We start from the raw sequence: 26009 nt of genomic DNA on the forward strand, positions 1-26009 counted from the left end.
GGTGGCCGGCCTGCTGTTGGTTGTCCGCTGCTGACCAGCAAGCGGACGCGTCGCTGGGCTCGGCAGACGCTCGATGGAGATATTGAAGCCATCGGAACCTTAGTGCTGATCCTCGCAATCATTGCGATCGCGCTCTACAACCGGCTGTCCTGACGGCGCCCTTTCGGCGAACTGCGAGACTCACGCGGTCGCAGGACGCAGCACCAGTTTCGTTTCCCGAATCGGCAGGTTTGCCGCCGCCGCAATCAATGCCAGCGCAATGTCGGCGTACCACATCCATGTGTACCCGCCGAAACGTTCGACGACGAGTCCGCCGACCCATGCGCCGAGGAAACCGCCGATCTGGTGCGACAGCAGCGTAAGTCCGAACAGCGTGCCGAGATAACGCGGGCCGAACAGTTTTCCGACCAGCCCCGCTGTTGGCGGCACGGTGGCCAGCCAAGTGAGGCCGAGTCCGGCGGCGAACAGGAAGAAGGTCGTCGGCGTCGGCGGCGACACCATATAGATCGCGATCAACGCCGCGCGGCTCGCATACATCAGCGCAAGCAGGTGCTTCATGCGATAGCGCTGGCCGAGCCAGCCGATGCCCAGGCTGCCGCCGATGTTGAACAGCCCGATCAGCCCGAGACTGATCGCGGACACCTGCGGCGAGAGGCCGCACATCGCGATTTCGGTGGGGAGATGCGTCACCAGGAAGGCGATGTGCACGCCGCAGGTGAAGAAGCCGACATGCAGCATCCAGTAGCTGCGATCGCGCAGGGCGACGCGCAACTGTTCGCGCAAGGTGATCCCATTGGTCGTGCTCGAAGTCGCGGCAACACGCACAGGGGCTTCGCGCCGGCGCAGCGGCCACGCCAGCGGTAATGTCGACAACGCCGCCACCGCGAGCGCCCACATCGCCGCCGCCCAGCCGAATGCACTGATGAACGCCTGCACGAACGGCGCGAACACGAACTGTCCGAACGAACCGCCGGCATTGATCACGCCGCCCACCATCGAACGTTTCTCAGCGGGTACGTGCTGCGCCGTCGCGCCGATCAGCACCGAGAAGCTGCCCGCGCCGGCGCCCGCGGCGGTGAGCACGCCCAACGTCATCAGCAGGCCGAACTGCGAATCGAAGAACGGCACCAGGGCAGTGCCCGCAACCAGCAGCAAGCCACCCGCGATCAGCACGCGCCCGGGTCCTCGCTGGTCGGCGATCGCACCGAACAAAGGTTGCACTGCACCCCACACGAACTGCCCGATCGCGAGCGCGAAACTGATCTGCGCGATACCGAGGCCGGTCGCCTTGCCGATCGGGCTGACGAACAGACCCATCGACTGGCGGATGCCCATCGTGACCATCAGCGTGGCGGTGGCGGCGAGTACCAGCGGCCAGTAGCGCGGCGATTGCGAAGTCGTGTTCATGCCGATCGGCCTTCCAGTTTTTGCATCGCGTGATCGAGGTGGTCGTGCAGGGCTCCGATGCCGGGGCCGAGCAGCGCATTGATGGCGTCCTGTGCCTCGCGCCACCGCGGCTTCGCATCTTCGAGCAGTGCCTTGCCTGCAGCGGTGACATGGATGCAACGCTGGCGTGCATCGACGGCACCGCTGGCGAGTTCGATCCACCCCGCCGCGGCAAGCGGCCGGATATCGCGGCTCAGGGTGGTGCGGTCCATGCCGAGTTCGCGGGCGAGATCGCCGATCGGGCGTGGCTCGCGCGCGGCGCGGCGCAGGATCGAGTACTGGTTGAGGTTGAGGCCCAGCGGGGCGAGGGCGCGGTCGTATCGCTGCGTCACCAGTCGCGAGAGCTTGCGCAGGCGGAAGCAGGTGCAGTGGCTGACAGGCGGCGTCTGGTCGGTCATTACGTGTATATACACCTATTTGCAACTCCTGTCGAAATGACCTGCAGCCAACGGGATGACGAAAGCCCTATTGACCGCTTCGCGACAGCGAGTGTTATGTTATTACATCCCGCCCATAACCCTGCCAGCGAGCCTCGCGCCCATGCGGAAATCCCTGCTTGCCCTCTGCATCCTGAGCACCCTCGCGATCCCGCCCGCATTCGCGGCCGACCCGGCGACCGACCGCCGCATCGAAGCGCTCGAGGCCCAGGTCAAGGCGCTGCAGGCCGAACTGCAGGCGATGAAGTCGCAGTCCACGGCTTCCACGCCCGCCAGCACACCGCAGGCCGCACCCACGGCTCCCGCTGACAGCGTGCAGGCGGAAATCGACTCGCTTGCGGCCACGCCCGAAGCAGCGCCGGCCGCCAGCGCGACCAGTGAGCTCGACATCGACCCCACCGCAAACATCGCGGCTTCCGCAGACTCCACGAGCGCGAGCGGCGCCAACGGCAACGCCTTCAATCCGGCAATCAGCATTATCCTCAACGGCAGTTATTCGCATCACTCGCTGGATCCCGAAAGTTATGCGCGCGCGGGTTTCCCGCTGGTAGGCGAGGGTGGCCCCAGTCCGGACGGCTTCTCGCTGGGCGAGAGCGAAATCTCGTTCGCCGCCAACATCGACGACAAGTTCTACGGCCAGCTCACCGTCGCGATGGAAAGCGAGGACGGCGAAGACGAACTCGGCATCGAAGAGGCCTACATCGATACCACGGCGTTGCCGGCCGGCTTCAACCTGCGCCTGGGTCGCTTCTTCTCCAACATCGGCTACCTCAACAGCCACCATGCGCACACCGACAGCTTCTTCGACCGGCCGCTGGCGTACCAGGCGTTCCTCGGCGGACAGTACGGCGACGACGGCGTGCAGCTGCGCTGGGTTGCGCCGACCAGCTTCCTCTTTGAAGTCGGCGGCGAAGCATTGCGTGGACAGAACTATCCCAGCGGCGGTGCGCAGCAGGGTGGCGTCGGTACGCACACGGTGTTCGCGCACGTCGGCGGCGATGTGGGCACCAACAACGAGTGGCTTGCCGGCGTTTCGATGCTGAAGACGAAGACCGAAGGCGGCGAAGACGGCTTCAGTGGCGACGCGAAGGTGTACGTCGCCGACGCGACCTGGAAGTGGGCGCCGCAGGGCAACTTCAAGGATGGTGGCGTGACCCTGCGCACCGAGTATTTCCGCGACGATCGCGACGGACTCTTCATCGATCCGGAAGACGACACGATCACCTCGCCGTGGAACGGCGCGCGTCGCGGCGGTTACGTCGAAGCGGTGTATCGCCTCAATCGCCTGTGGGATGTCGGCTACCGCTACGACAAGCTGTGGGCGGACGCGAGCGGCCCGTACGCGAGCGATTTCGACCCCTACCGCCACACCGCCGAGCTCACCTGGCGCAACAGCGAATTCAGCCTGTTCCGCCTGCAGCTCAGCCACGACAAACCGAACAACGAGGACAGTGACAACGCGGTCACGGTGCAGTACCAGACCAGCCTGGGCGCGCACGGTGCGCACAAGTTCTGACTTTCCCGCTGGTCATTCCTGCGAAACAGGAATCCAGCGACTTTTGCTTTTCGATTTACATATGTGGCAACAGCAAGGCACTGGATTCCTGCTTTCGCAGGAATGACGAGCAAAGACCAGCACCCAACGTTTCACTCGAGGTAAGACGTCAATGAAACTCTTCGCAATCCCCGCACTGCTGCTCGCCGCGCTGATCTCCACGCCCGCGCAGGCGAAGCTGAAGGTGTTCGCCTGCGAACCCGAATGGGGTTCGCTGGTGAACGAACTCGCTGGCGACAAGGTCGAGGTTTCCGTTGGCACGTCCGCGCTGCAGGACGTGCACCAGATCGAAGCCAAACCCAGCCTCATCGCCAAGGTGCGCAGCGCCGACCTGATGGTGTGCACGGGCGCGGAACTCGAAGTGGGCTGGTTGCCGCAGCTGATCCGCCAGTCCGGAAATTCGAAGGTCGCGTCCGGTGCCGGTTCGTTCATGGCCGCCGCGCAGGTGAAGACGCTGGAGAAGCCGACCGCGCTCGATCGTGCCTACGGCGACGTACATCCCGACGGTAATCCGCACGTGCAGATGGACCCGCGCCGCGTGCTCGTCATCGCCAAGGCACTCGATGCGCGACTGGCGCAACTCGATCCCGCCAACGCCGCCGCCTACCAGCAGCGGCTCGACAGCTTCACCCAGCGCTGGCTCGCCGCGATGGCGAAGTGGAAGGCGCAGGCCGCACCGCTCCGTGGGCGCAATGTCGTCGTCCACCACATCAGCTGGGTATACCTGTGGGACTGGCTCGGCATCAAACAGGTCGGCGCGCTTGAACCCAAGCCCGGCGTGCCGCCGACCAGCGCGCACCTGGCCAGCCTGATCGCCACGACCAAGGGCGCGAACACGCTCGCGATCGTGCGTGCGGCGTACCAGGACGGAAAGCCGTCCGAGTGGCTGTCCGGCCGCACCGGCGTGCCCGCGGTGTCGCTGCCGTTCACCGTCGGCGGCGATGCGCAGTCGAAGGACCTGTTCGGCCTGTTCGATTCCACGATTTCCAAGTTGCTTGGGGCATCCAACGCAGGAGCTGCGAAGTGACACTCAACTGGGATGGTCTCGATCTCAGCATCCTCGGCCCGGCCTGCGTCGCCGGGCTCGTGGTGCTGTCCACGCACGTGCCGCTCGGCAAGCAGGTGCTGTCGCGCGGGATCATCTTCATCGACCTGGCGATCGCACAGATTGCGGGACTGGGCGTGATCCTGGCGCAGTACCTGGGTATCGACGAACACGGCCTCGGTGTGCAGTTCGCCGCCGCGGCGGCGGCGTTGGCCGGCGCGGGCCTGTTGTCGTGGACCGACCGGCGCTGGCCGGAATACCAGGAACCGCTGATCGGCACGCTGTTCGTACTCGCGGCTACCGGCGGCCTGCTGCTGCTTGCCGACAACCCGCAGGGCGGTGAACACCTGAAGGATCTCCTGGTCGGGCAGATCCTGTGGGTCAGCTATGCGCAACTGATTCCCGCAGTCGTGTTGTCGGCGGTATTGCTGGCTTTCATGTGGCTGCGCGGCGGCCGGCTTGCGGGATTGCTGTTCTACGCGCTGTTCGCGCTGGCGATCACGGCGTCGGTGCAATTGGTGGGCGTCTATCTCGTCTTCGCCAGCCTGATCGTGCCGGCGCTGGCCACGGCGGGAATGAAGGGACGCGGACGGCTTGTCGCCGCATACGTGGTGGGCGCACTCGGTTACATCATCGGTCTGGGCCTGTCGGCGGTGCTGGACCTGCCCAGCGGCGCCATGATCGTGTGGACCCTCGCGGGCTGTGCACTGCTCGCGCAGGCGGTTCCCGCGGTCCGCCGCTCGCATCCCGCGCACGAAACCGAGCGGCCTGTTTTTGACGCCGGGGCGTAACCGGCCGTCGTGACAGAATCGCGATCTTCCAACGTTACAATGTAACGAAATGACCGACATCCCCCGCCAGCCCCGATCCAACCGCACCACCCGGTCGATGCTCGACCGGCTGGGCGCGTTCGGCTCGTTGCTGTGCGCGATCCACTGCGCGCTGCTGCCGGTGGTGATCGCCGTGCTGCCGTCGCTGGGCATCGCGGTGTGGCTGGGCGAGGGGTTCGAACGTGGTTTCGTGCTGTTCGCGACGATGCTTGGCCTGTTCAGTGTCGTCTGGGGCTACCGCCGCCATGGGGCGGTGCGTGCCCTGAGCCTGCTGCTGCCGGGTCTGGCGATCCTGTGGACCGGTGTGCTCTACGAGCCGCTGCATCACGCGGTCATCCCGCACGCGATTGCAATGACCATCGGCGGCACGCTGGTGGGACTGGCGCACCTGGCGAACCTGCGGCTCAACCACGGCCATGTGCATGACGGCACCGACGCGTGCTGCGCCCCGGCCGATCCCCAGGGCTTCAGCCGGTAGGAACCCCGGTTCTCGAAGCCTCCTGCGCGCGACAGGCAGTCAGCAGGTTTCCGAAATCTCGGCCAGGAGGACCTGCGTGCTAGACTTCGCGGCCTCGCGCGAGGCGCGACTTTCGTAACCCCCGCACCCGAACCGTGCGGATTTTTGACAGCTTCAGGAGCACGAACATGGGCAAGGGCGACCGCAAGACCGCCAAGGGCAAGCGCTACAACTCCAGCTACGGCAACGCCCGCAGCAGCAACGCCGTGACCAAGGCCAACGGCACCGCCGCCGCGCCGGTTGCCAGGAAGGCTGCAGCCAAGACCGTTTCCAAGGCGCCGGCCAAGAAGGCCGTGGCCAAGAAGACCGCCGCCTGAGCAGGTCTTTGGAGTGACACGAAAAAGCCCCGCATCGCGGGGCTTTTTTATTGCGTTCGATATGTCGGCACGCGTGGCCCGTTACCGTTTCGCCGCGTTCTCGACTTCGGTCCACACCCGCAACAGGTTGCCGCCGAGGATCTTGCGGATGTCGGCGTCCTTGTAACCGCGCTGCTGGAGTCCGGCGACGAACTGCGGATAGTCGGCGACCGACTGCAGTTCCGCCGCGAGTTCGCCATTCACGCCGTCGAAGTCGGAACCGATGCCGACATGATCGACGCCTGCCAGTTGCACGATGCGATCGACGTTGTCGAAGACCTGGTTGATTGAAGTCGGCGGCGCGACCGGCGAATTGGGTTCGGGAGCCGTGAACGGCTTGCCCGCGACTTCGGCCGCCAGTTTCGCCACGCGATAGGCCTCGCGCTCGCGCAGGACGTTGGCGTACGCGTTCGCCGCCTGCGCATCGATGAAGATGCTGCCGAACGGCACCTGGATCACGCCGCCCTTCGCCGCGATCACCTTGACGTTCTCGTCGCTGATGTTGCGCTGGAAGCCGGGCGTGAAGTGGCGCAACGCCGAATGGCTGGCGATCACCGGCACGCTGCTCAGCTCTGCGGCCTGCCTGATCGCGGCTTCGGACAAATGGGAGACGTCGACCATGATGCCGACGCGGTTCATTTCCTTCACCACTTCGCGGCCGAACGGACTCAGGCCATTCCAGCGCGGCGCGGAGTCCGTGGCCGAATCGCTGATGCGATTGTTGCGGCCGTGCGCGAGGGTGATGTAACGCACGCCGCGCGCGTGGAATGCCGCGACTTTCGACAGGTCATCGCCGATCGGCCCGCCGTTTTCCATGCCGAGCGCCAGCAGCACCTTGTTGCCGCGCTGCAGCTCCTGCACGTCCTTCGGGGAGCGCAGCAGCGCGAATTTGTCGGGATGCCGCGCGACCATCGCTTCCACCGCATCGATCTGCGTCTGCGCGATCTGCCAGGCCTCGCCCCGCTCGTCCTCGTCGGCCGAGGTGTAGATCGACATGAAGGCGACATCGAGTCCACCGGCGCGCGCGCGCGGGTAATCGAACTGGCGCGTCGGCGTGGGCAGGCCGAGGTCGTTCCAATGGTCGAGCAGTTCGCCCGGCGCGTCGATGTGGGTATCGACGATGACGACATCCTGTGCGATGCGGCGCGCGGCTTCGGGCGCTTCCGCCGCATTGGCGAACCCCGCAAAACCAGTCGCCAGCGAAACGAGAAGCGCCGGGGTGAGTAGCTTCATGCGAACTCCAGTGTCACGTGGATGAGTGGATCGGCCGGCCCGCAGCGTACACCGATCGCACCAGCTGGCCGGAGAGCCAGTAGCACAATTCCGCCGGATGCCCGACGTCCCACAACACGAAGTCGGCACGCATGCCGGCGCGCAACACGCCACGATCATGCAAGCCGAGTGCGCGCGCCGCGTGCGTGGTGGCGCCACGCAAGGCTTCTTCGGGTGTAAGGCGGAAGTGCGTGCAAGCCAGTTGCATCGCGTGCCGCAACGACAACAGCGGCGAGGTGCCGGGATTGCAGTCGGTGGCTATGGCCATCGGGACGCCGTGGTCGCGGAAAGCCTGCAACGGGGGTAACTTCGTCTCTCGTAGCACGTGGAAGGCGCCCGGCAGCAATACCGCGACCGTGCCCTGCGCCGCCATCGCACGCACGCTCCCGGGCGAGGTGTGTTCGACATGATCGGCGGAGAGCCCGCCGAACTCCGCCGCGAGCGCGGCGCCACCGAGATCACTGAGCTGGTCGGCATGCAGCTTCACGGGCAGTCCGAGTGCGCGCGCGGCCTCGAACACGCGCCGCGTCTGCGCCGGAGTGAAACCGATGCCTTCGCAGAACGCATCGACGGCGTCCACCAGGCCTTCCCTATGCAGCTGCGGCAGCCACTCGCACACGGCCGTGATGTAGTCGTCGGCGCGATCACGAAACTCCGGTGGCAGTGCATGCGCGGCGAGACAGGTGGTGCGCACAGTGACGCCCAGTGCTTCACCGATCTGTCGCGCGACGCGCAGCATCTTGCGTTCGTTGTCGAAGTCCAGGCCGTAACCGGACTTGATCTCCAGCGTCGTCGCGCCATCGGCGATCAACGCGCGGGCGCGCGGCAACGATTGCCGCAGCAATTCGGTTTCATCCGCTTCGCGCGTCGCGCGTACGGTAGACAGGATGCCACCACCTGCCCGTGCGATGTCCTCGTAGCTCGCTCCCTGCAGTCGCAGTTCGAACTCGAGTGAGCGGTCGCCGGCAAAGACCAGGTGGGTGTGGCAGTCGATCAGGCCTGGCGTGATCCAGCCCGTGGCTTCGATCACTTCGCGCGCGAGCGTACGCGGGTCGCCCGGCAACAGCGCGCGTGGTCCCGCGAAGGCGACTAGACCATCGCGCCAGCCGAGCGCACCGTCGGTGATTTCGCCATAGCCGTGCTCGTCATCGAGTGTCGCGAGGTTCGCGCCAAGGATGAGGCCGTCGAAGGGTTGTATAGCAGCGGTATTCATTGGGGCGATTCTACGGCTTGGGCTGCGTGCTCCTGCATGGCGCCGGGGGAGGCCATCCCAGCGGAGCGGGACTGTCCGTTTGCAGGCATGTCTTGATTGCCGATGTCATCCATCGCCACGGCATCGACCCTTCCGCTGGACCGCAGGGCGGGGCGAGAATGCACGCATGAAGACCCTCGACGCCGCCATGTTGTGGACCCCGGCCGGATGGCAGGCCGATGCCGGATTCGACATCGACACTGCCGGCCGCATCGCTGCTACCCGCAAGGCCGAGCCCAGCGGCAGCGCGAGCTGGATCGTGCCCGGCATCGCGAACCTGCATTCGCACGCCTTCCAGCGCGCGATGGCTGGAATGGCCGAGCGCCAGACCAATCCCAGCGATTCGTTCTGGACCTGGCGCGAGACGATGTACCGTTTCGCCGCGCGCTTCGATCCCGATTCGCTGTATGCAGTGGCCGCGCAGCTGTACGTCGAGATGCTCGAAGCCGGATACACGACCGTCTGCGAATTCCATTACCTGCACCACGCGCTCGATGGCCGTGCGTACGGCGACCCGGCGGCGATGTCGCGGGCATTGATCGCGGCGGCGCGCGACACGGGCATCCGCCTCACGCTCCTGCCTGTGCTGTACATGACCGGCGGGTTCGACGGGCGCGCATTGGGCGAGCGGCAGCGCCGCTTCGGCCACGACGTCGGCGGCTACCTGCGCCTGCTCGACACGCTGCGCGCGGAAGAGAACGACATGCTGTGCATCGGGTGTGCGCTGCATAGCCTGCGCGCGGTTCCACCTGATGCGATGCACGCGGTGCTGGCTGCGCTTCCAGCCGACAGCCGCATCCACATCCACATCGCCGAGCAGCTCGGCGAAGTGCAGGACTGCCTTGCGTTGCGTAATGCGCGTCCGGTGGAATGGCTGCTCGACAACGCAGCCGTGGACGCGCGCTGGACGCTGGTGCATGCCACGCATCTCAGCAGTGAGGAAACGCTCGGCATTGCGGGCAGCGGCGCGACCGTGGCGATCTGCACGACGACCGAGGGCAACCTCGGCGACGGTTTGTTCCCGCTGCGCGATTACCTCGATGCCGGCGGCGCCTGGGGCGTGGGTTCGGATTCGCACATCTCGATATCGCCGATCGAAGAACTCCGCTGGCTCGAGTATGGCCAGCGGCTCGCGACACACCATCGCAACATCGCGGTGCATGCGGGGTCCGGCAGCGTCGGCGAAACGCTCGTGCAGGGCGTGATGGCGAGCGCGTCGGCTTCGACCGGGCATCGCATCGGCATGCTTGGCGTGGGCGAGCATGCCGACTGCCTGATCCTGGATGCCGATGCTCCGCAGTTCGCCGGCGCGGCTGCCCAGGACGCGATCGATCGCTGGATCTTCAGTGGCAATCGCAACCTGGTGCGCGATGTATACGTTGCTGGCCGCCAGGTTGTCGGGAATGGCCGGCACCGCGATCGCGATGCCATTGCACTGCGTTACCGCGAGACCATGCGATCGTTGCTCGCCACATAACCGGTCCATGTAGCCGCCCATTCCGTGCGTGGTGAAGCGCACCACACACGGCGTTGCGCGGCGGAGTCGTTCGCCCGCACGGGTGGTCAGGCGAACAAGTCCACTTCGCGCGGCAATGCGCCTTCCAGTTGCAGCAGGAACTGCTTGGTCGGCAGCCCGCCGCCAAAGCCGGTCAGGCTGCCATCCGCGCCGATCACGCGATGGCAGGGCAGCACGATGGGGAGCGGATTGCGCCCGTTCGCCGCGCCGACCGCGCGCGTTGCCGTGGGCCGGCCGACGCGCTGCGCGAGTTCGGCATAGCTGACCGTGCCACCGAAGGGAATGCTGGCGAGTTCCCACCAGACTTCGCGCTGGAAGTCGGTGCCTTGTGGCGCCAGCGGCAGGGCGAAGTGGCGGCGCTTTCCCGAGAAATATTCGCCAAGTTGCATCTGCGCCTGCCGCAGGACCGGGTGATCGCCTTCGCGCCAGTGCTCTCCGCGCCGCATCGGATGGCGTGGGGCATGGAATTCGATCAGCTGCAGTCCTTCGTCGTCGCCGGCGACCAGCAGCGGTCCGACAGGGCTGTCGATGTAGCGATAGAACAGGACGCTCATGCTGCCACCTTCGCTGGTCGCGTCGTTGCCATCGAGTCCTTCCAGAGATGGATCACCGAATATGCGCGCCATGGCCGCCACGCTTCCGCTCGCGCCGCCAACGCCTTCGCGCTCAGTCGCGAACCATCGTTCGGAAGCGAGCGCTGCAGCACGAGATCGTCTGCGGGAAATGCATCGGGATGGCCCAGCGCACGCAGTGCAATGTAGTGCGCCGTCCACGGTCCGATGCCAGGCAGCGCGACCCAGCGTGACGTGAAGTCGTCGAGCGTGCGCTCGGGCTTGAAGTCGATGCGTCCGTCCAGCAGGGCCCGCGCCATCGTTCGCAAGGTTTCGGCGCGCGCCCGGGTCAGGCCGATCGACGCGAAATCCGCGTCGGCAACCGCTTCCGCCGTCGGAAAAATATGGTCGAGCCCTGGTGCAAGCGGCGCAGCCATCGACTCTCCGAATCGATGCACGAGCCGCGACGCCAGCGTGCGTGCCCCGGCGACGCTGATCTGCTGGCCGATGATCGCGCGCACCGCGATTTCGAATCCGTCCCAACCGCTGGGCACGCGCAGGCCCGGCCGCTTCTTCAATAGCGGCCGCAACCGCGCGTCGCTGCCAAGTGCGTCGGCAATCGCCCGCGGGTCGGCGTCGAGATCGAACATGCGCCGCAACCGGTTCACGATTTCGAGCATCTGCGTGGGGAGCGCGCCGTGCAGTTCCAGCTTCAGTGCATGCTCGTCCGAGGCACGATGGGAAGCAGGCCATGGCGATATGCGCAGCCAGCCCGGCGCCTGCGCCGACCCGATCACGCGCGCATAGCTCGCGTCGTCCACGACTTCGACGCCGGGCAGTGCACGTCCGCGCAGGAAATCGAGCATCGCCGCGAAGTCGTAAGGCGGGCGATAGCCCAGGCGAAGGGTCAGGGTTTCACCCGGTACTTCGACGCGCTGCCTGCGCAGGTCACGCGGCGCCATGCGATAGGCCTCGAGGAACGACGCATTGAACCGGCGCAGGCTGCCGAAGCCGGCGGCGAGCGCGACCTCGGTGACCGGCATCACCGTCTCGGTCAGCAGCTGCTTGGCGAACAGGAGACGGCGCGTGCCGTGCACGCCCATGGGCGGAACGCCGAGTCGCTCCACGAACAGGCGACGCAGTTGCCGTTCGCCGATGTCGACGCGCTCTGCAAGCACCGATAACGGTTGATCGTCGAGCGCGCCCTGTTCGATCAGTTTCAACGCACGCGCGACCACCGCATCGCCGCGCCGCCACGCGCCATCGCCCGGCGACAGTTCCGGCCGGCAGCGCAGGCAAGGGCGATACCCCGCGGCTTCGGCGGCAGCGGCACTCGTGTAATAGGTGACGCGCTTGGCCATGGGTGCCGGGCACACCGGGCGGCAGTAGATGCGCGTGCTCGTTACCGCGGTGAAGAACAGGCCATCGAAGCGCGGATCGCGGCTGCGCCGCGCCTGCTCGCAGGTCCGTGCATCGGGAAGCGTGGCGGCGAGGATCGTCATGCACGCAGGCTAGCACCGCCTGCGAGCCTGGACTCGCCGGATTCGGACATCGTATGGGTGGCGTTCCGGGCCGGTTTATTTGAGCGCCGGCAGCAACGGCGCGATGTCGCCATCGTTCGCTTTCGGCTCGATACCGACCAGTGCCGCGAGCAGCGGATACACGTCGACGTTGTCGAACGGCTCGATTTCCACGCCTTGCCGGAATGCCGGTCCCTGCGCAATGAACAAGGCGCGCATCGACGGATCGGCCGGATCATACCCATGCGATCCGCGCGTCGAGCCGGGCTTGCGCGTGGCGAGTTTGTCCGGCGTCTGGGCATCGAAACCCACGTCCATCTGGCAAACAATCGGCGGCACGCGCGGATGCGTGCCGTAGTGCCAGCGCGCAGGCAGTTCCCCCTTGCGCCAGCACTCGTAGTGACCATGACGGCCGAGCAGCTGCGCTTCGGCCGCTGCTTCATGGCCGGGACGCGGCACGAAGCCAATCACTTCACCCGCGCTCACGTATGTCGCGTCATTGCGATCGACCAGCGTTTCGACACTGCGCGAATGCGAATACGCCACCGGCGCCATGCCATGGTCCGACACGACGACGATGTTGACTCGATCCCGCAATCCCTGAGCCGACAAGCCATGCAACAGGCGGCCGATCGCCGCATCGACCGCGGCCAACGTCGCGTTGGTTTCCGGTGAATCCGGGCCGAAGTCGTGCGCGGTGTGGTCCAGCGCGCCGAGATACAAAGTGACCAGGCGCGGGCGCTGTTGCGCAGGACGCGCGAGCCATCCCAGCACGATGTCGACCCGTTGCGGCATCGGCATCCCGTCGTCGTATTTCACCCAGTCGCTCGGCCACGTGCCGTTGATGGGGGCCTCGCTGCCCGGCCAGAACAGCGTCGCCGTGCGCAGTCCGACTTTCTCCGCCGTGACCCACACCGGTTCGCCGCCCCACCAACGCGGTTCGCGCACCGCCATCTCATCAGAATTGCGGAATTCGCCCAGCTCCGTGTCGCGCATTACGTTGTGCACGATGCCGTGATGGTCGGGCCGCAATCCGGTAACGAGCGTGTAGTGGTTGGGGAAGGTGAGCGAGGGATACGACGGATTCATCCAGCGCGCACGCACGCCGCCGCGGGCGATCTGCACCAGGTTCGGTGTGACACCGCGATCGAGGTAATCGGGACGGAAGCTGTCGATCGAGATCAGCAGCACGGGCGCGGGTTCGCCGGAAGCCGCCGGAGGCGTCGAAGCGCACGCGGCCAGCAAGAAGGCGAAGGCGGTGAATGCGAGGGCGCGAAGGAAGCTCATCGCGGGATCATAGCCAGCGGACTTTGCGACAACTATTGCAGTGCGATGGCCGGAGGCGCGCTGGCAAGATGCCGGCAGACACGGCAAATCTCCGGAACCCTCATGCGCATCCTCCTGCTTCCACTCGCCAGCCTTCTTCTGTCTGCCAACGCCGCGGCCGCCGCGCCGCAACTCACCGCCAGCGAGTGCGCGGTGTGGCAGCGCGAGCAGAGCTTCGCCCGCTCGGTGGCCGAGCACGATGCCGCCACTTTCGCGACTCACGTGGCCGAAAACGCGGCGTTCGGCGCCAGCACGCCCGAACCCAAACGCGGCCGCGATGCAATCGCGAGGCGCTGGGCCGGCCTGATCGAGGGCAAGCGCGTCGCACTGCAGTGGTACCCGACGCGCGTGACGATGGCGCCGGGCGTCGAAGACGTGGCCTGGTCCAGCGGTCCGAGCCTGATCGAGGTGCTCGATCCAGAGTCCAAGGAGCGCTATCTCATCGGCGCCTTCCACTCGGTCTGGCACAAGGACGCCGACGGCGTCTGGCGCGTACTGTTCGACGACGGCATCGAACCCCGTCCCGCCACGACCGAAGACGTCCGCAATTTCGAAGCCGGACGCACCGACTGCGTGGCCCCGGCGAACAGCTGACAAGCCGCTGAATCCCGGTTTTCGCGACACATGCCGGGGCCACGCCAGCGGCGTAAGGTGACCACGAAAGCACCATGGGAGATCGACGCATGAAACGCCTGAAGATCAGCCTCATCAGCCTGCTCGGCGCAGTGGCCTTCACCGCGATGGTCCAGGCAGCCGAACCCCAGGCCACACCGGCCAGTGACACCACGGCGGCCGCGCGGGCCGATGCGAACAAGCCGCCGGCGAGCGACGCCTACTGCCTGCGCCACACCGGCACGCGCATCACCAGCCGTGCGGCGGACAAGGTGGATGCGAGTGCCTCCACTGCCAGTGCCCGCAAGTCGCGGACTTGCAGCAACGGTGCAATCGGCCGCGCCTACACCCGCGACGACCTGGACCGCACCGGCGACATCAATCTCGCCGATGCGTTGCGCAAGCTGGATCCGGCCATCCACTGATTGCCACCTGCATCGAGAAAACGCCCGGCAATGCCGGGCGTTCCTGTTTCTGCGCCTTCAATCGAGATACGCGGGAATCTTCGGCAACACCTTGAAGTCCCCCGGGTCATGCTGGATGACCAGGCGGCCATTCGTGTTCTTCAGGATGCGCTTGATCCGGTCGATCGAGCCGAGCGTTTCGCCACGCGAATCGTTGAACACCGGCATCCGCTCCTGTTCGAAATTCTCGCGCGTGTGGAACAGGTCGCCCGACAGGATCACCGTTCCCGCCTTCGCCAGTTTCAGCTGCAGTACCTGGTGGCCGGCGGTGTGGCCGTTGGCGCGAAGGATCTTCACCGTGCCGTCGCCGAACACATCGCGATCCAGGTCGATCAGGTCCACCTTCGCCTGGGTGCGCGCGCTGAAAGTGTCGGGCTTCACGTTGGGCGGAAGATGCGGGCTTTCCAGCACGTCGACTTCGCGGCGGCTCAGCAGCCACGTCGACTGGGCGAAGGCGTTGGCGTTGCCGGTGTGGTCCCAATGGAAGTGCGAGAACGACAGGAACTCGATGTCGGCCGGCGCCACGCCGAGCTGCTTCAGTTGCGCGATCAGGGGCCTGTCGACGATCGCACGCACGCCAGGACGTACTTCTTCGCCACCGGGCGTCGCCGCGAAGTGGTCACCGAGACCGGTGTCCCACAGCAGATCGCCCTTGGGATGGCGGACCAGGAAGCAGGGCTCTGCAAGGGTGCCGGGCTTGCCGTCGTATTCGCCGGTATCGGAGAAGTTGCCCAGGTCCTTGAACTCGATGCGGCCGCAATCCAATGCGTACACGCGCATGGTCGCGGGGGCCTTTGCAGCCTGCGCCGGAACGGCGGTGGCCAGCAGCGCCGTGGCGATGAGAAGAGCGATTCGATGAGGCATTGCAATCGTCCATGTGGGTGAAGGAGCGCGAATTATCTTCGCCATGTCTCCACCATGCGGCGAACACTGAGTCCAATCGGCGGGACAATCGCCAGCGATACCGCGTTGGTGCATGCCTATGCCCTCAGGCCATCAAGCAGCCGGCGCAGCGAAGCCTCGTAGAAGCGGCGGAATTCGGCCTCGGCGTAACTGAAACGTCCCGCGCGATACAGCGCGACCAGCCCATGCGTATGCGCCCAGAGCGTCATCGCTACGTCCCACTCGTCGTCCGTGCGCAACAGGCCGGCACGCATTGCCTCGGCCACGGCGTCTGCGGCGATGCCGAGCGTGGGGGAGCGTCCGGCACGGAAGTCTTCAGGGTATTTCCGCGCATCCGCGCGCCGCGTCGAGAATGCGTGGTCGAACAGATGCGGATACGCCAGCGCGTAGTCCAGGTAGATGCGTTGCAGCGCGATCACGCGCGAGAGCGCATCGCCGCCCTGGTTGCGCGCGAGCCAGTGCCGCGCGATCTCATCGAAGCTGTCGTCGCTGATGCGCTTGAGCAGTGCTTCGCGATTGGGGAAGTGGCGATAGATCGCCATCGGTGTCAGGCCGATCGCATCCGCGATGCGGCGCATGCTGACGGCCTGTGCGCCTTCGCGTTCGAATAGCGCGCGTGCCGCGCCCAATATCCGATCTGCCGTGCCGGTCGTTGCGGACGAGGTTGCGGAGGCTTTGCGGCTGCGCGTCATGTTTACAGCGTATACAAAAGCTGCCCGAGGCGTGGAATTCGACGTCCGAGGGAGGTTTTCGTGGCCCTTGCCACCTGCGATGCATGGCGGGCATTGAAATCCCGGCGCGATAATTTTCCAACTCCTCGTAACACTGGAATCCGCCATGACCCGTCGCGACCCGTCCCGCAGCATCCGCGCGCCGCGCGGCAACACGCTCGCCTGCAAGTCATGGCTGACCGAAGCCCCGTATCGCATGCTGCAGAACAATCTCGACGCCGAAGTCGCGGAGAATCCCGCGGAGCTCGTCGTGTATGGCGGCATTGGCCGCGCCGCACGCGATTGGGAAAGCTATGACGCGATCCTCGAGTCGCTGCGTAATCTGGAAGACAACGAAACCCTGCTGGTGCAGTCGGGCAAGCCGGTCGGCATCTTCCCCACGCACCCCGACGCGCCGCGCGTGCTGCTCGCCAACTCCAACCTCGTGCCGCACTGGGCGACGTGGGAGCACTTCAACGAGCTCGATAGGAAGGGCTTGATGATGTACGGCCAGATGACCGCCGGTTCGTGGATCTACATCGGCTCGCAGGGCATCGTGCAGGGAACCTACGAGACCTTCGTCGAGATGGGGCGCCAGCATTACAACGGCAGCCTCAAGGGCAAGTGGATCCTCACCGCCGGCCTGGGCGGCATGGGTGGCGCGCAGCCTCTCGCCGCATCGCTTGCGGGCGCGTCTTCGCTGGTGATCGAATGCCGTCAGGCCAGCATCGACTTCCGTCTGCGCACCCGCTACATCGACGAACAGGCCAACGATCTCGACGACGCGCTCGCACGCATCGCGAAGTACACCGCGTCGGGCGAAGCCAAATCGATCGCGCTGCTCGGCAATGCCGCGGAGATCCTGCCGGAGCTGGTGAAGCGCGGCGTGCGTCCGGACTGCGTCACCGACCAGACCTCCGCGCACGACCCGGTGCACGGATACCTGCCGATCGGATGGACGATCGAACAATGGCTGGCAGAACAGCAGGCGAATCCTAACAAGGTGCGCGACGAGGCCAAGCAGTCGATGCGCGTGCACGTCGAAGCGATGCTCGCGTTCCACGAGCAGGGCATTCCCACGGTCGACTACGGCAACAACATCCGCCAGATGGCCTTCGACGAAGGCTGTGCGAATGCGTTCGCATTCCCAGGTTTCGTTCCGGCCTACGTGCGCCCGCTGTTCTGCCGCGGCGTCGGGCCGTTCCGCTGGGTCGCGCTGAGCGGCGATCCCGAGGACATCTACAAGACCGACGCAAAGGTGAAGGAACTCATTCCCGACGACGAACACCTGCACCGCTGGCTCGACATGGCGCGCGAACGCATCAGCTTCCAGGGCCTGCCGGCGCGCATCTGCTGGGTCGGTCTCGGCCTGCGGCACAAGCTTGGTCTCGCGTTCAACGAGATGGTGCGCAACGGCGAGCTGAAGGCGCCGGTGGTGATCGGGCGCGACCATCTCGATAGCGGTTCGGTCGCCTCGCCCAATCGCGAAACCGAAGCGATGCGCGATGGCTCCGATGCCGTGTCCGACTGGCCGCTGCTCAACGCGATGCTCAATGTCGCCGGTGGCGCGACGTGGGTGTCGCTGCACCACGGTGGCGGCGTCGGCATGGGGTATTCGCAGCATTCGGGCGTCGTGATCGTCTGCGACGGCACCGTCGAAGCCGACAAACGCATCGCGCGTGTGCTGTGGAACGATCCGGGCACCGGTGTAATGCGCCATGCGGATGCGGGCTACGAAATCGCGAAGCAGTGCGCGAAGGAGCAGGGACTGAAGCTGCCGATGGTGCAGTCGTGAGCGCGGCCGCCACGGTGCCGCTGCGTATCGACTTCGTCTCGGACGTGGTCTGTCCATGGTGCGCGGTCGGGCTGGCTTCGCTGGAACAGGCAATCGAACGCCTGCGCGGCGAAGTGGACGTCGAACTGCATTTTCGTCCGTTCGAGTTGAACCCGCAGCTCGGCTCGGAAGGCGAAGACGTCGCCGGGCACCTGCAGAAGAAATACGGCATGTCGGACGCTGACCTTGCCGCGAGCCAGGAAACGATCCGCCAGCGCGGTGCCTCACTGGGCTTCACCTTCGACATGGAAAAGCGGCGGCGCATCTACAACACCTTCGATGCCCACCGGCTGCTGCATTGGGCTGCGCTCGAAGGAAAGCAATCCGTGCTCAAGCACGCACTGCTGCGCGCCTACTTCACCGAAGGGCGCGATGTTTCCGATCACGCCACGCTGGTGAAGGTCGCCGAAAGCGTGGGCCTGTCGGCCGATCGTGCACGCGCGATCCTCGGCACCGACGAGTACGCCGGGGAAGTCCGCGCGGAGGAACGTTTCTTCATCGAGAACGGCATCCAGGGCGTGCCGGCGATCATCATCGAGCAGCGCCACCTGATTTCCGGCGGGCAGCCGGTCGAGGTGTTCGAGAACGCGCTGCGGCAGATCGCGGCGGCGAAGCGGGGATGATGCCCTCGGGCTGGCTCGGGCGTCGTTCAGCACACCAGCGAACGAAACGATTCGTGCTGGCGTGCGTTGCGATGGCGCTGCTGCTCACCGCGTGCGAGCCGCGTCCGACGCCGGAAGAAGTGCGCGCCGAACTCACGCGACGGATCCCGCGCAGCGTGCCCGATCGCGCCGATTGGGCACGTGACATCCAGGCCGCATTCGCGGCGCAGGAGATCGAACCCAGCGTCAGCAACCTGTGCGCGGTGCTGGCGGTGATCGAGCAGGAATCGACCTATCGCGCCGATCCGCCCGTGACCGGCCTTCCCCAGATCGCGCGCAATGAGATCGCACGTCGCGCCGAACGCCTGCATGTTCCCGCCTTCATGCTCGACGCGGCGCTGGACATCCGCTCGACCGACGGACGCACCTATGCCGAGCGCCTCGCGGCGCTACGCACGGAACGCGAACTGTCGGAACTGTTCGAAGAGATGATTCATCGAGTGCCCTTGGGGCGTCGCATGCTCGATGGCTTCAATCCGGTGCACACCAGCGGCCCGATGCAGGTGAGCATCGCCTTCGCCGAACGCAATGCGCGGGGATATCCATACCCCCGCGACGGCTCGATACGCCATGAGGTGTTCACGCGACGCGGCGGCATCTATTTTGGCACGATGCATCTGCTAGGTTATCCGGCGAATTACCGGCAACCGCTGTATCGCTTCGCCGACTTCAACGCAGGCTGGTATGCGAGTCGCAACGCCGCCTTTCAACGTGCCGTAAGTATCGCTGCGGGCAAGGCACTGGTGTTCGATGGCGACCTGCTCGCACCCGGTGCGCCAATGGACAGTCCCGGCGCGACCGAAGCCGCAGTGCGCACGATCGCACCGCAACTCGGAATGGATGCCGCCGGCATTCGCGATGACTTGGGCAGGGGCCGCCTGCTCGCATTCGAAGACACTGCGCTGTATCGCAACGTCTTCGCGATCGCCGAACGCAAGGCCGGCGGTGCGCTCGCCCGCGCACGCCTGCCGCAGATCGACCTGAAGAGTCCGAAGATCAGCCGAAGGCTGACCACCGCGTGGTTCGCGGATCGCGTGAACCAGCGCTGGAAGCAGTGCATGGCCCGGTGAGCCCGGCCGCAAGACCGATCAGAAGGGCTCGTCGTCTTTCTCCAACCGCCGGTGCGCCGGAGTTCGCGCCTCCGCGCCAAGACGATGCAGTCGTAGGCTTAGTAGCATCGCCATTCCTGCGTTCGCGGAGACTCGACGATGAAAGGATGGATGCTGATACCGGCTCTCGTGCTGGCCATGGCCGGTGCGCAAGCGCGGGACGCGAAACAGGATGAGCGCGAGATCCTGCGGGCGGAGGCGGCTGTCTGCGAAGCGTTCGAAAGCGGCGATGCCGCCTATCTTCGCGGCGCACTGGACCCGCGCTTCACGCTGGTGGATTCGCGCGGAACCGTGACGAACCTCGAACAAAACCTGCAGGAAGTGCAGGCCCGCGAGCCGCGCTACGAGGCATTCCGCAATCACGGCCAATCGATCCGCATCTACGGCGACACGGCCATCGTTACCGGCATTACCAGCATCAAGGGAACGGCGGGCGGCGAGGCGTTCGCGGCGGATTTCCGCTTTACTGATACATGGCTGTATCGCGACGGGCGCTGGCTGCTTGCGGCCAGCCATGCGTCGCGCCTCCCCGGGCCACCTGCGGATTGAATCCTGCCGCAGCCGATGACGGCTGCTTGCGGCAGCCGGGTCTATGCAAGGACACTGCGGCCGCGAGACGCCGACGTGTCAATGTCGATTTCGCCTCTTCCGGTTCGTCGCCTTTCTGAACCCGTGCGACGGGTACGTCGCACGATTGTCTGCCGCGAAGGAAATCGATAGCGCATGAGCACCGAGCCCACTCTCGAAACCACCGCGATGGCGCCTACGCACTCGCTCTGGTCGGACCTGCGCGATGCCGTCCGCGGCACCGGCGCGGACTACACGAAGATTCCGCTGCGCCGCGCGGTGTTCCTGCTCGCCGTGCCGATGGTGCTTGAACTGGTTCTGGAATCCACCTTCGCCGTGGTCGATATCTTCTTCGTCGCGAAACTCGGGCCATCGGCGGTGGCGACGGTGGGCCTGACCGAGAGTTTCCTGTTCCTGCTGTACGCGGTCGGCATGGGGCTGGCGATGGCGGTGACCGCGGTGATCGCGCGGCGCATCGGCGAGGGCAAGCGCGAGGAAGCGGCGGTCACCGCGGTGCAGGCGATCTTCGTCGCACTCCTCGTATCGGTGCCGTTCTCGATCGCCGGCATCGTCTGGGCGCAGGATTTGCTGCGTCTGATGGGCGGCGACGCCTGGGCGCTCGAACACGGTTACCGCTACATGCAGTGGATGCTCGGCGCGAACCTGGTGATCCTGCTGCTCTTCATCATCAACGCGATCTTCCGCGGCGCGGGCGATGCGGCGATAGCGATGCGCGTGCTGTGGCTCTCCAATGGCCTCAACATCGTGCTGTGCCCGCTGCTGATCTTCGGCATCGGTCCGTTCCCGGAGCTGGGTATCGAAGGCGCGGCGATCGCCACCATCATCGGCCGCGGCACCGGCGTGCTGTATCAGCTGTGGAAGCTGTTCCGCGGCGGCGAACACATCCGTGTGCTCGCCTCGCAACTGAAATGGCACGGCGCGATCCTCTGGAATATCATGCGCACGTCGCTCGGCGGCGTCGGCCAGATGATCATCGGCATGACCTCGTGGATCTTCCTGATGCGCATCCTCGCGAGCATCGGCAGCGAAGCCGTCGCCGGCGCGACCATCGCCATCCGCATCATGATGTTCACGCTGATGCCCGCGTGGGGCATGTCGAACGCGGCGGCAACATTGGTCGGACAGAATCTCGGCGCGGGCGAAGCGGGGCGCGCCGAAGCCTCGGTGTGGCGCATCGGCTGGTACAACATGGCCTTCACGGTCGCGGTGTCGGTGCTGTTCTTCCTGTTTCCGCGCGAGCTGATCGGGATTTTCAGCAGCGATCCGCAGGTGATCGCCGTCGGCGGTGAATGGCTGCGCATCCTGTCGTACTCGTTCTTCGTCTACGGCTGGTGGATGGTGGCGGTGCAGGCGTTCAACGGCGCCGGCGATACCGTGACACCGACCAAGATCAACTTCGTGTTCTTCTGGCTCATCCAGATCCCGTTGTCGTGGTGGCTCGCGATCCAGCTGGACTGGCAGCAGTCGGGCGTATTCTGGGGCGTGTTCGTCTCCGAGACGTCGGTCGGCCTGTTCACGTTGTGGCTGTTCTCGCGGGGAAAGTGGAAGACCGTGCAGGTGTAGCAGGCGCAGAATCAGGTGCGGGATCCGGCTGGTGCTGGTGAAGTACCGAGCGCGGTACCGAAGGTCAGCGATCCTGGCCCACCCAGGAATTCAGGCAGCCATGTCCCGGCGCAGAGAGCCCGCTTTTGTGCGGCACCGAGTTGCTTGATCGCGTATTCGGCACGGCTCGCGGCGGAGCGGTCTGGAAATTCGAACCGGGCAAGCAGCTGCTGCGGTGGATGTGCTCTCGTATAGCGCGCACCTTTACCCGCCACGTGCATGGCATAGCGGCGGTCGACGTCGGTGGCGATGCCGGTGTAGAAGCTCGCGCCGCGGCATTCGATGAGATAGACGAACCATGTGCCCATGCGCAGCAGTCTACGATGCAGGAATACGGTGGACGAAGCACGCATCGTTCACTCCACGGCGGGCGTCCTGCGAGGAGAAGTGGCGGCCGCCTGCACAGGCAGCGAGAAGCCCGAAAGAGAGTACGGCCACAATTCCGGAGACAGGAATACGCGTACCGACGAGCACGACTGGAAGCACTTCAGGCACGGCAGGGGAACACACGAGCCTATGGATGCCGGACGGGATCCGTCCGGTGATCCCCACCACTGCCATTGAAGCCGAGTAGGAAGAAGCAACGCATCAGGAAAGCAATCGAATCGCCGATGGCTCCCGATACCGCAGATGAAAGCGCCTACCTGCAGGCGCCGCGGACGTCCCTCGAATGGCAGGTAGATCCTGGCGAAACTAGGGGGGCGGATTGCACTGATGAAGAATTCAGGGAATCACGACCTGGTCGTCCACGGCCGACGCAGCCGTAACCACCGGAATCACCACGATCCGTGGCAGGGCGGCTGACGATGCTTCTCGGTGAGCTTTCCGCTTCACCCATGCCAGACTGGTCGCGCTGGATGTTCACCACCCACGATGCGTCGCACCTGCTGGCGTTGCGTCTTCGGACGGGCTGTCTCCGCAAGGCCTGCGCACGCGCACAGTTGCGTGGATCCGCAACGTATTTGTGAGCCCACTCCGGCCAGCCATCCACGCTCGATCCATGTTCCCTGAGATGTGACGCCGGTCGTGGTATCCGGTAGATTGCGATGGCCCGGCGCCGGAACGCCGGCCATCACGACATCAACGGGGAGGGGATATGAAGCATTCATCCAAATGGCTGCATCGGGCGACGTTGGCCGCGTTTCTTGTTTTCATTGCTACCGGCGCGGCGCACGCACAGGCGACCAGGACCTGGGTCTCCGGCGTTGGCGATGACGCCAATCCGTGCAGCCGCACGGCGCCGTGCAAAACCTTCGCTGGCGCCATTTCCAAGACGGCGGCGGGCGGCGAAATCAGCGTTCTGGATCCCGGCGGCTACGGCGCGGTGACTATCACGAAGTCCATCACGATCACCAATGAAGGCGGCGAAGCCGGCATCCTGGTTCCTGGAACCAACGGCATCAATGTATCGGCCGCCGCCACCGACCGCATCGTGTTGCGAGGCCTCATGATCGAAGGCGCGGGAACCGGCCTGAATGGCATCAGGGTGAATTCCGCATCGCAGGTAGTGATCGAGAATTGCCTGATCCAGAATTTCCGGGGTACCACACCCTCCTATGGCATCTACGTCGCGCCGAGCGCGGGTACGGTACGCGTGACCGTCCGCAACAGCATCATCAATGCCAATGGGGCAGCGGCTGCCGGCGGCGGTGGCGGAATCGGCATCAAGCCGTCCGGCAACGCCTATGCGATCGTTGACGTCGATAACGTCAACCTAGCCCACAACAATACGGGACTGTTCGCCGACGGCAGCTTTAGCAATTATTCAATCTGGACGACGCTTAGCAATTCCCAGGTGACCGGCAATCTGTTCGATGGCGTTTTCGCTCGCGCCAACACTCCGGGAGAGGTACGCGCGGTGGTTAAGAACAGCACCATCTCGGGCAACGGTTTCAGCTCGACGACCGCAGCCGGCATCCAGGCGGATGGCGCGGCCGCGACCGTGCGCATGCAAGGCAACACCATCAGCGTCAACAAGATCGGTGTGTTGTTGTCCAATAGCGGAACGATCTACTCGTACGGCGGTAATATCATCAGCGGAAACGCCAACAATGGTTCGTTTACGTCGACTCAAGCTACGCAATAGCGGCGCGCCTTGCGGTCCTAGCACAGCCCGGCATTTTGCCGGGCTGTTTTTTTTCCGAATGCAAAGTTCTCGGCTCGTCGGACAGCATCGGGTCGACTGTCGGTACTGGCGTGAGCCGTCCGGCGATTCAACCGCCGCCAGTGAAAGCCGAGTGGAGAAACGGTTCCGACATCCAGGCCGTTGCTTGATGCGGGCGAGTAATCCACCATCGTTTTCCACGCGACCCGCATGCATTGCCCATACTCATGCCTGCACACGACCTCGACAATCCCTTCTGGAATTCGCTGCAGACCAGGCATCGCCATGTCGCCCAGCGCATCGGCGACGTCGCGCGATATCCACGCGAGTTCGCCCCATTTCTCGGCGTCGCATCCGCGGAAGTGGACGTGGCGGAAGCCGTCGAGTCGCTGGTGGCGCCGGATGAAAGCGTCTACCTGCTGGGCGTGCTGCCGGACGTTCCCGCCGGATGGCAGGTGGAAGCATTCCGTCCGCTTGCGCAGATGGTCTGCGCCCAGCGGCTTGAAGTCGTCGATGGACCCGAAATCCTCCCGCTCGACGAAACGCATCGCGGCGACGTGCTGGCGCTGACGGCGTTGGTGTATCCGCACTACTTCCGCGAGCGCACGATGGAGATGGGCCGCTACTTCGGCATCTACCAGGACTCCCGGCTTGCCGCGATCATCGGCGAGCGCCTCGGCACCGGGACCCACACCGAGATGAGCGCGATCTGCACGCACCCCGATTTCAACGGCCGCGGTTACGCGCGGCGACTCACCGCCATGCTGGCCAACGACACGCTTGCACACGGACATACGCCCTTCCTGCACGTAAGCCACGAGAACGCGCGGGCGAAGCAGCTGTACGAACAGATCGGTTTCCGTCATCGCTGCGACATCGGCTTCTGGTCGTTGCGCCGCTCGCAGGCATGAACGAGTAGATCCGGATCAGGCGCTGCCGTCGCCCAGGCTGTCTTCGTTGACTGCCAGCGCGCGGCATAACGCCGCAGTGGCTTCATCGACGGGAAAGCAGCACTCGATGTGCAATTCGTCGATGGTCACGTTGCGGGAAGTGGCGAACGTCGTGATCGTCGAAAAGAAGCGCAGTTCGTGTTCGTCGCGCCGTAGAACCGTGGTCAGCAACGGCAGTGGGGCGACGTCGATTTCGCGCCGGTGCCATCGTGCAGGCACGCCGGGATAGGCCAGTGCTTCGTCGAGCAGGGCACGCGCGGCGTGGTCAGAAGGGGCGGCCGCGACCGCATCGTGCAGGTGCCGGATGAGATCGCCGGCGACTTCCTCCCAGTTGGCAACGGCAGGACGCAGATCCTGCGGATCGAAAATCTGCCGGATCATGTTGTCGTGCGCGCTCGCACGCCCGCGCATGACGAAGCGGTTGACGCGCATGGCCGCCGGATTGGCCATCAGCACGTCCCAGCGCCGGTTGAGCACGAAGGCGGGGAAGGGTTCCTGCTGTTGCAGGATGAAGTCGATGGCGCGCCGCACCCGTTCGAGTTCGGGCGTGGTCAGCGCGGTTTCGGGGTACTGCGCGGCATAGCCTGCGGCGACCAGCAGCGTGTTGCGTTCCCGCAGCGGCAGGCCGAGTGCATCGGCGAGGCGCGCGAGCATGTCGCGGCTGGGCTGCGCCTTGCCGGTTTCCATGTAGCTGAGATGACGCGTGGAAACATCGGCCGCGAGTGCGAGGTCGAGCTGGCTGAGGCGGCGCGCGGTGCGCCACTCGCGCAGTAATTGCCCGACAGGTGGCGTCGACGTGCGCGTTGAGGTCGGTGCGAAGGTGTCCACCAGAGCAGGATACGCCGCGG

Annotated in this window: 25 protein-coding genes and 1 pseudogene; 15 read left to right on the forward strand and 11 right to left on the reverse strand. The window is 65.4% G+C overall.

Annotation, left to right across the window (positions count from 1 at the left end; genetic code table 11):
• Nucleotides 1–180: 180 nt before the first annotated feature.
• Together ASD14_RS03335 and ASD14_RS03340 are read right to left on the reverse strand one after the other, a co-directional pair.
• On the reverse strand, nt 181–1407 hold the full coding sequence (locus ASD14_RS03335) for an MFS transporter (protein ID WP_056129034.1): 1227 nt from the start codon (nt 1405–1407) through the stop codon (nt 181–183).
• A complete protein-coding gene (locus ASD14_RS03340; RefSeq protein WP_235565303.1) occupies nt 1404–1859 on the reverse strand; it encodes a MarR family winged helix-turn-helix transcriptional regulator in 456 nt (151 codons plus the stop codon). Before ASD14_RS03340 ends, ASD14_RS03335 begins: the two co-directional genes overlap by 4 nt.
• Before the next feature lie 127 nt (nt 1860–1986).
• Here ASD14_RS03340 and ASD14_RS03345 point away from each other — a divergent pair, with 127 nt between their 5' ends.
• The 5 genes from ASD14_RS03345 to ASD14_RS03365 all read left to right on the forward strand — a co-directional run bounded on the left by ASD14_RS03345 (nt 1987) and on the right by ASD14_RS03365 (nt 6147).
• Nucleotides 1987–3399, forward strand: a complete 1413-nt coding sequence (locus ASD14_RS03345; protein ID WP_056129040.1) for a carbohydrate porin — start codon at nt 1987–1989, stop codon at nt 3397–3399.
• 151 nt (nt 3400–3550) lie between these two features.
• On the forward strand, nt 3551–4465 hold the full coding sequence (locus tag ASD14_RS03350) for a zinc ABC transporter substrate-binding protein (RefSeq protein WP_056129043.1): 915 nt from the start codon (nt 3551–3553) through the stop codon (nt 4463–4465).
• On the forward strand, nt 4462–5274 hold the full coding sequence (locus ASD14_RS03355) for a metal ABC transporter permease (RefSeq protein WP_056129046.1): 813 nt from the start codon (nt 4462–4464) through the stop codon (nt 5272–5274). Before ASD14_RS03350 ends, ASD14_RS03355 begins: the two co-directional genes overlap by 4 nt.
• Nucleotides 5275–5323: 49 nt before the next feature.
• Complete coding sequence (locus tag ASD14_RS03360; protein ID WP_056129048.1) at nt 5324–5791, forward strand: MerC domain-containing protein; 468 nt, start codon at nt 5324–5326, stop codon at nt 5789–5791.
• A gap of 167 nt (nt 5792–5958) precedes the next feature.
• Nucleotides 5959–6147: a 30S ribosomal protein THX gene (locus ASD14_RS03365; protein WP_056129051.1), complete on the forward strand. Its 189-nt coding sequence runs from the start codon at nt 5959–5961 to the stop codon at nt 6145–6147.
• Between the two features lie 81 nt (nt 6148–6228).
• Here ASD14_RS03365 and ASD14_RS03370 read toward each other — a convergent pair whose 3' ends face one another.
• Together ASD14_RS03370 and hutI are read right to left on the reverse strand one after the other, a co-directional pair.
• Nucleotides 6229–7419 (reverse strand): dipeptidase, encoded by a 1191-nt coding sequence (locus ASD14_RS03370; protein WP_056129053.1) that lies wholly within the window; start codon nt 7417–7419, stop codon nt 6229–6231.
• 13 nt (nt 7420–7432) lie between these two features.
• Nucleotides 7433–8671 carry an imidazolonepropionase gene (gene hutI / locus ASD14_RS03375; protein WP_056129058.1) on the reverse strand — a complete coding sequence of 413 codons (1239 nt, stop codon included), beginning with the start codon at nt 8669–8671 and terminating at the stop codon, nt 7433–7435.
• A gap of 166 nt (nt 8672–8837) precedes the next feature.
• On the opposite strand from hutI, the gene ASD14_RS03380 reads away from it, so the two are divergent.
• Complete coding sequence (locus ASD14_RS03380; RefSeq protein ID WP_056129060.1) at nt 8838–10187, forward strand: formimidoylglutamate deiminase; 1350 nt, start codon at nt 8838–8840, stop codon at nt 10185–10187.
• Nucleotides 10188–10273: 86 nt separating this feature from the next.
• On the opposite strand, the gene ASD14_RS03385 is transcribed toward ASD14_RS03380, so the two are convergent.
• The 3 genes from ASD14_RS03385 to ASD14_RS03395 all read right to left on the reverse strand — a co-directional run bounded on the left by ASD14_RS03385 (nt 10274) and on the right by ASD14_RS03395 (nt 13584).
• Entirely contained in the window at nt 10274–10780 is a 507-nt protein-coding gene (locus ASD14_RS03385) for a methylated-DNA--[protein]-cysteine S-methyltransferase (RefSeq protein ID WP_056129064.1), read from the reverse strand.
• Nucleotides 10777–12279: a DNA-3-methyladenine glycosylase 2 gene (locus ASD14_RS03390; RefSeq protein ID WP_056129066.1), complete on the reverse strand. Its 1503-nt coding sequence runs from the start codon at nt 12277–12279 to the stop codon at nt 10777–10779. Before ASD14_RS03390 ends, ASD14_RS03385 begins: the two co-directional genes overlap by 4 nt.
• Nucleotides 12280–12354: 75 nt before the next feature.
• Nucleotides 12355–13584, reverse strand: coding sequence for an ectonucleotide pyrophosphatase/phosphodiesterase (locus ASD14_RS03395; RefSeq protein ID WP_056129070.1), 1230 nt, complete (start codon nt 13582–13584; stop codon nt 12355–12357).
• A 102-nt stretch (nt 13585–13686) separates the two neighbouring features.
• Here ASD14_RS03395 and ASD14_RS03400 point away from each other — a divergent pair, with 102 nt between their 5' ends.
• On the forward strand, nt 13687–14217 hold the full coding sequence (locus ASD14_RS03400) for a DUF4440 domain-containing protein (protein ID WP_157475037.1): 531 nt from the start codon (nt 13687–13689) through the stop codon (nt 14215–14217).
• 89 nt (nt 14218–14306) lie between these two features.
• Nucleotides 14307–14660: a hypothetical protein gene (locus ASD14_RS03405; protein ID WP_056129073.1), complete on the forward strand. Its 354-nt coding sequence runs from the start codon at nt 14307–14309 to the stop codon at nt 14658–14660.
• A gap of 57 nt (nt 14661–14717) precedes the next feature.
• On the opposite strand, the gene ASD14_RS03410 is transcribed toward ASD14_RS03405, so the two are convergent.
• Both ASD14_RS03410 and ASD14_RS03415 read right to left on the reverse strand, forming a co-directional pair.
• The gene (locus tag ASD14_RS03410) at nt 14718–15563 is read right to left on the reverse strand and encodes an N-acyl homoserine lactonase family protein (RefSeq protein WP_056129076.1); all 846 of its coding nucleotides are present in this window, start codon (nt 15561–15563) and stop codon (nt 14718–14720) included.
• A 116-nt stretch (nt 15564–15679) separates the two neighbouring features.
• Entirely contained in the window at nt 15680–16294 is a 615-nt protein-coding gene (locus tag ASD14_RS03415) for a TetR/AcrR family transcriptional regulator (RefSeq protein WP_056129079.1), read from the reverse strand.
• A 145-nt stretch (nt 16295–16439) separates the two neighbouring features.
• Between ASD14_RS03415 and hutU the strand changes: the two genes are divergently transcribed.
• The 5 genes from hutU to ASD14_RS03440 all read left to right on the forward strand — a co-directional run bounded on the left by hutU (nt 16440) and on the right by ASD14_RS03440 (nt 22068).
• Complete coding sequence (gene hutU / locus ASD14_RS03420; protein WP_056129082.1) at nt 16440–18107, forward strand: urocanate hydratase; 1668 nt, start codon at nt 16440–16442, stop codon at nt 18105–18107.
• Nucleotides 18104–18769: a DsbA family oxidoreductase gene (locus ASD14_RS03425; protein WP_200947013.1), complete on the forward strand. Its 666-nt coding sequence runs from the start codon at nt 18104–18106 to the stop codon at nt 18767–18769. The genes hutU and ASD14_RS03425 overlap by 4 nt, the downstream gene beginning before the upstream one ends.
• Nucleotides 18770–18840: 71 nt before the next feature.
• Nucleotides 18841–19878 carry a DUF1615 domain-containing protein gene (locus ASD14_RS03430; protein WP_056129085.1) on the forward strand — a complete coding sequence of 346 codons (1038 nt, stop codon included), beginning with the start codon at nt 18841–18843 and terminating at the stop codon, nt 19876–19878.
• 138 nt (nt 19879–20016) lie between these two features.
• Entirely contained in the window at nt 20017–20466 is a 450-nt protein-coding gene (locus ASD14_RS03435) for a nuclear transport factor 2 family protein (protein WP_056129087.1), read from the forward strand.
• A gap of 174 nt (nt 20467–20640) precedes the next feature.
• Complete coding sequence (locus tag ASD14_RS03440) at nt 20641–22068, forward strand: MATE family efflux transporter (RefSeq protein ID WP_082538718.1); 1428 nt, start codon at nt 20641–20643, stop codon at nt 22066–22068.
• Between the two features lie 116 nt (nt 22069–22184).
• On the opposite strand, the pseudogene ASD14_RS16430 reads toward ASD14_RS03440, so the two are convergent.
• Nucleotides 22185–22415 (reverse strand): annotated as a pseudogene (locus ASD14_RS16430) (GIY-YIG nuclease family protein); the annotation flags it as partial.
• A gap of 788 nt (nt 22416–23203) precedes the next feature.
• On the opposite strand from ASD14_RS16430, the gene ASD14_RS03450 reads away from it, so the two are divergent.
• Nucleotides 23204–24193 (forward strand): right-handed parallel beta-helix repeat-containing protein, encoded by a 990-nt coding sequence (locus ASD14_RS03450; protein ID WP_056129091.1) that lies wholly within the window; start codon nt 23204–23206, stop codon nt 24191–24193.
• Between the two features lie 245 nt (nt 24194–24438).
• Nucleotides 24439–25122 (forward strand): GNAT family N-acetyltransferase, encoded by a 684-nt coding sequence (locus tag ASD14_RS03455; RefSeq protein ID WP_056129093.1) that lies wholly within the window; start codon nt 24439–24441, stop codon nt 25120–25122.
• A 15-nt stretch (nt 25123–25137) separates the two neighbouring features.
• Here the strand turns inward: ASD14_RS03455 and ASD14_RS03460 are convergent, their stop codons facing one another.
• Nucleotides 25138–25989, reverse strand: coding sequence for a helix-turn-helix transcriptional regulator (locus ASD14_RS03460; protein WP_056129096.1), 852 nt, complete (start codon nt 25987–25989; stop codon nt 25138–25140).
• Nucleotides 25990–26009: the final 20 nt, after the last annotated feature.

Origin of the sequence: Lysobacter sp. Root494, from assembly GCF_001427225.1 — a bacterium.
Taxonomy (GTDB): Bacteria; Pseudomonadota; Gammaproteobacteria; order Xanthomonadales; family Xanthomonadaceae; genus Agrilutibacter.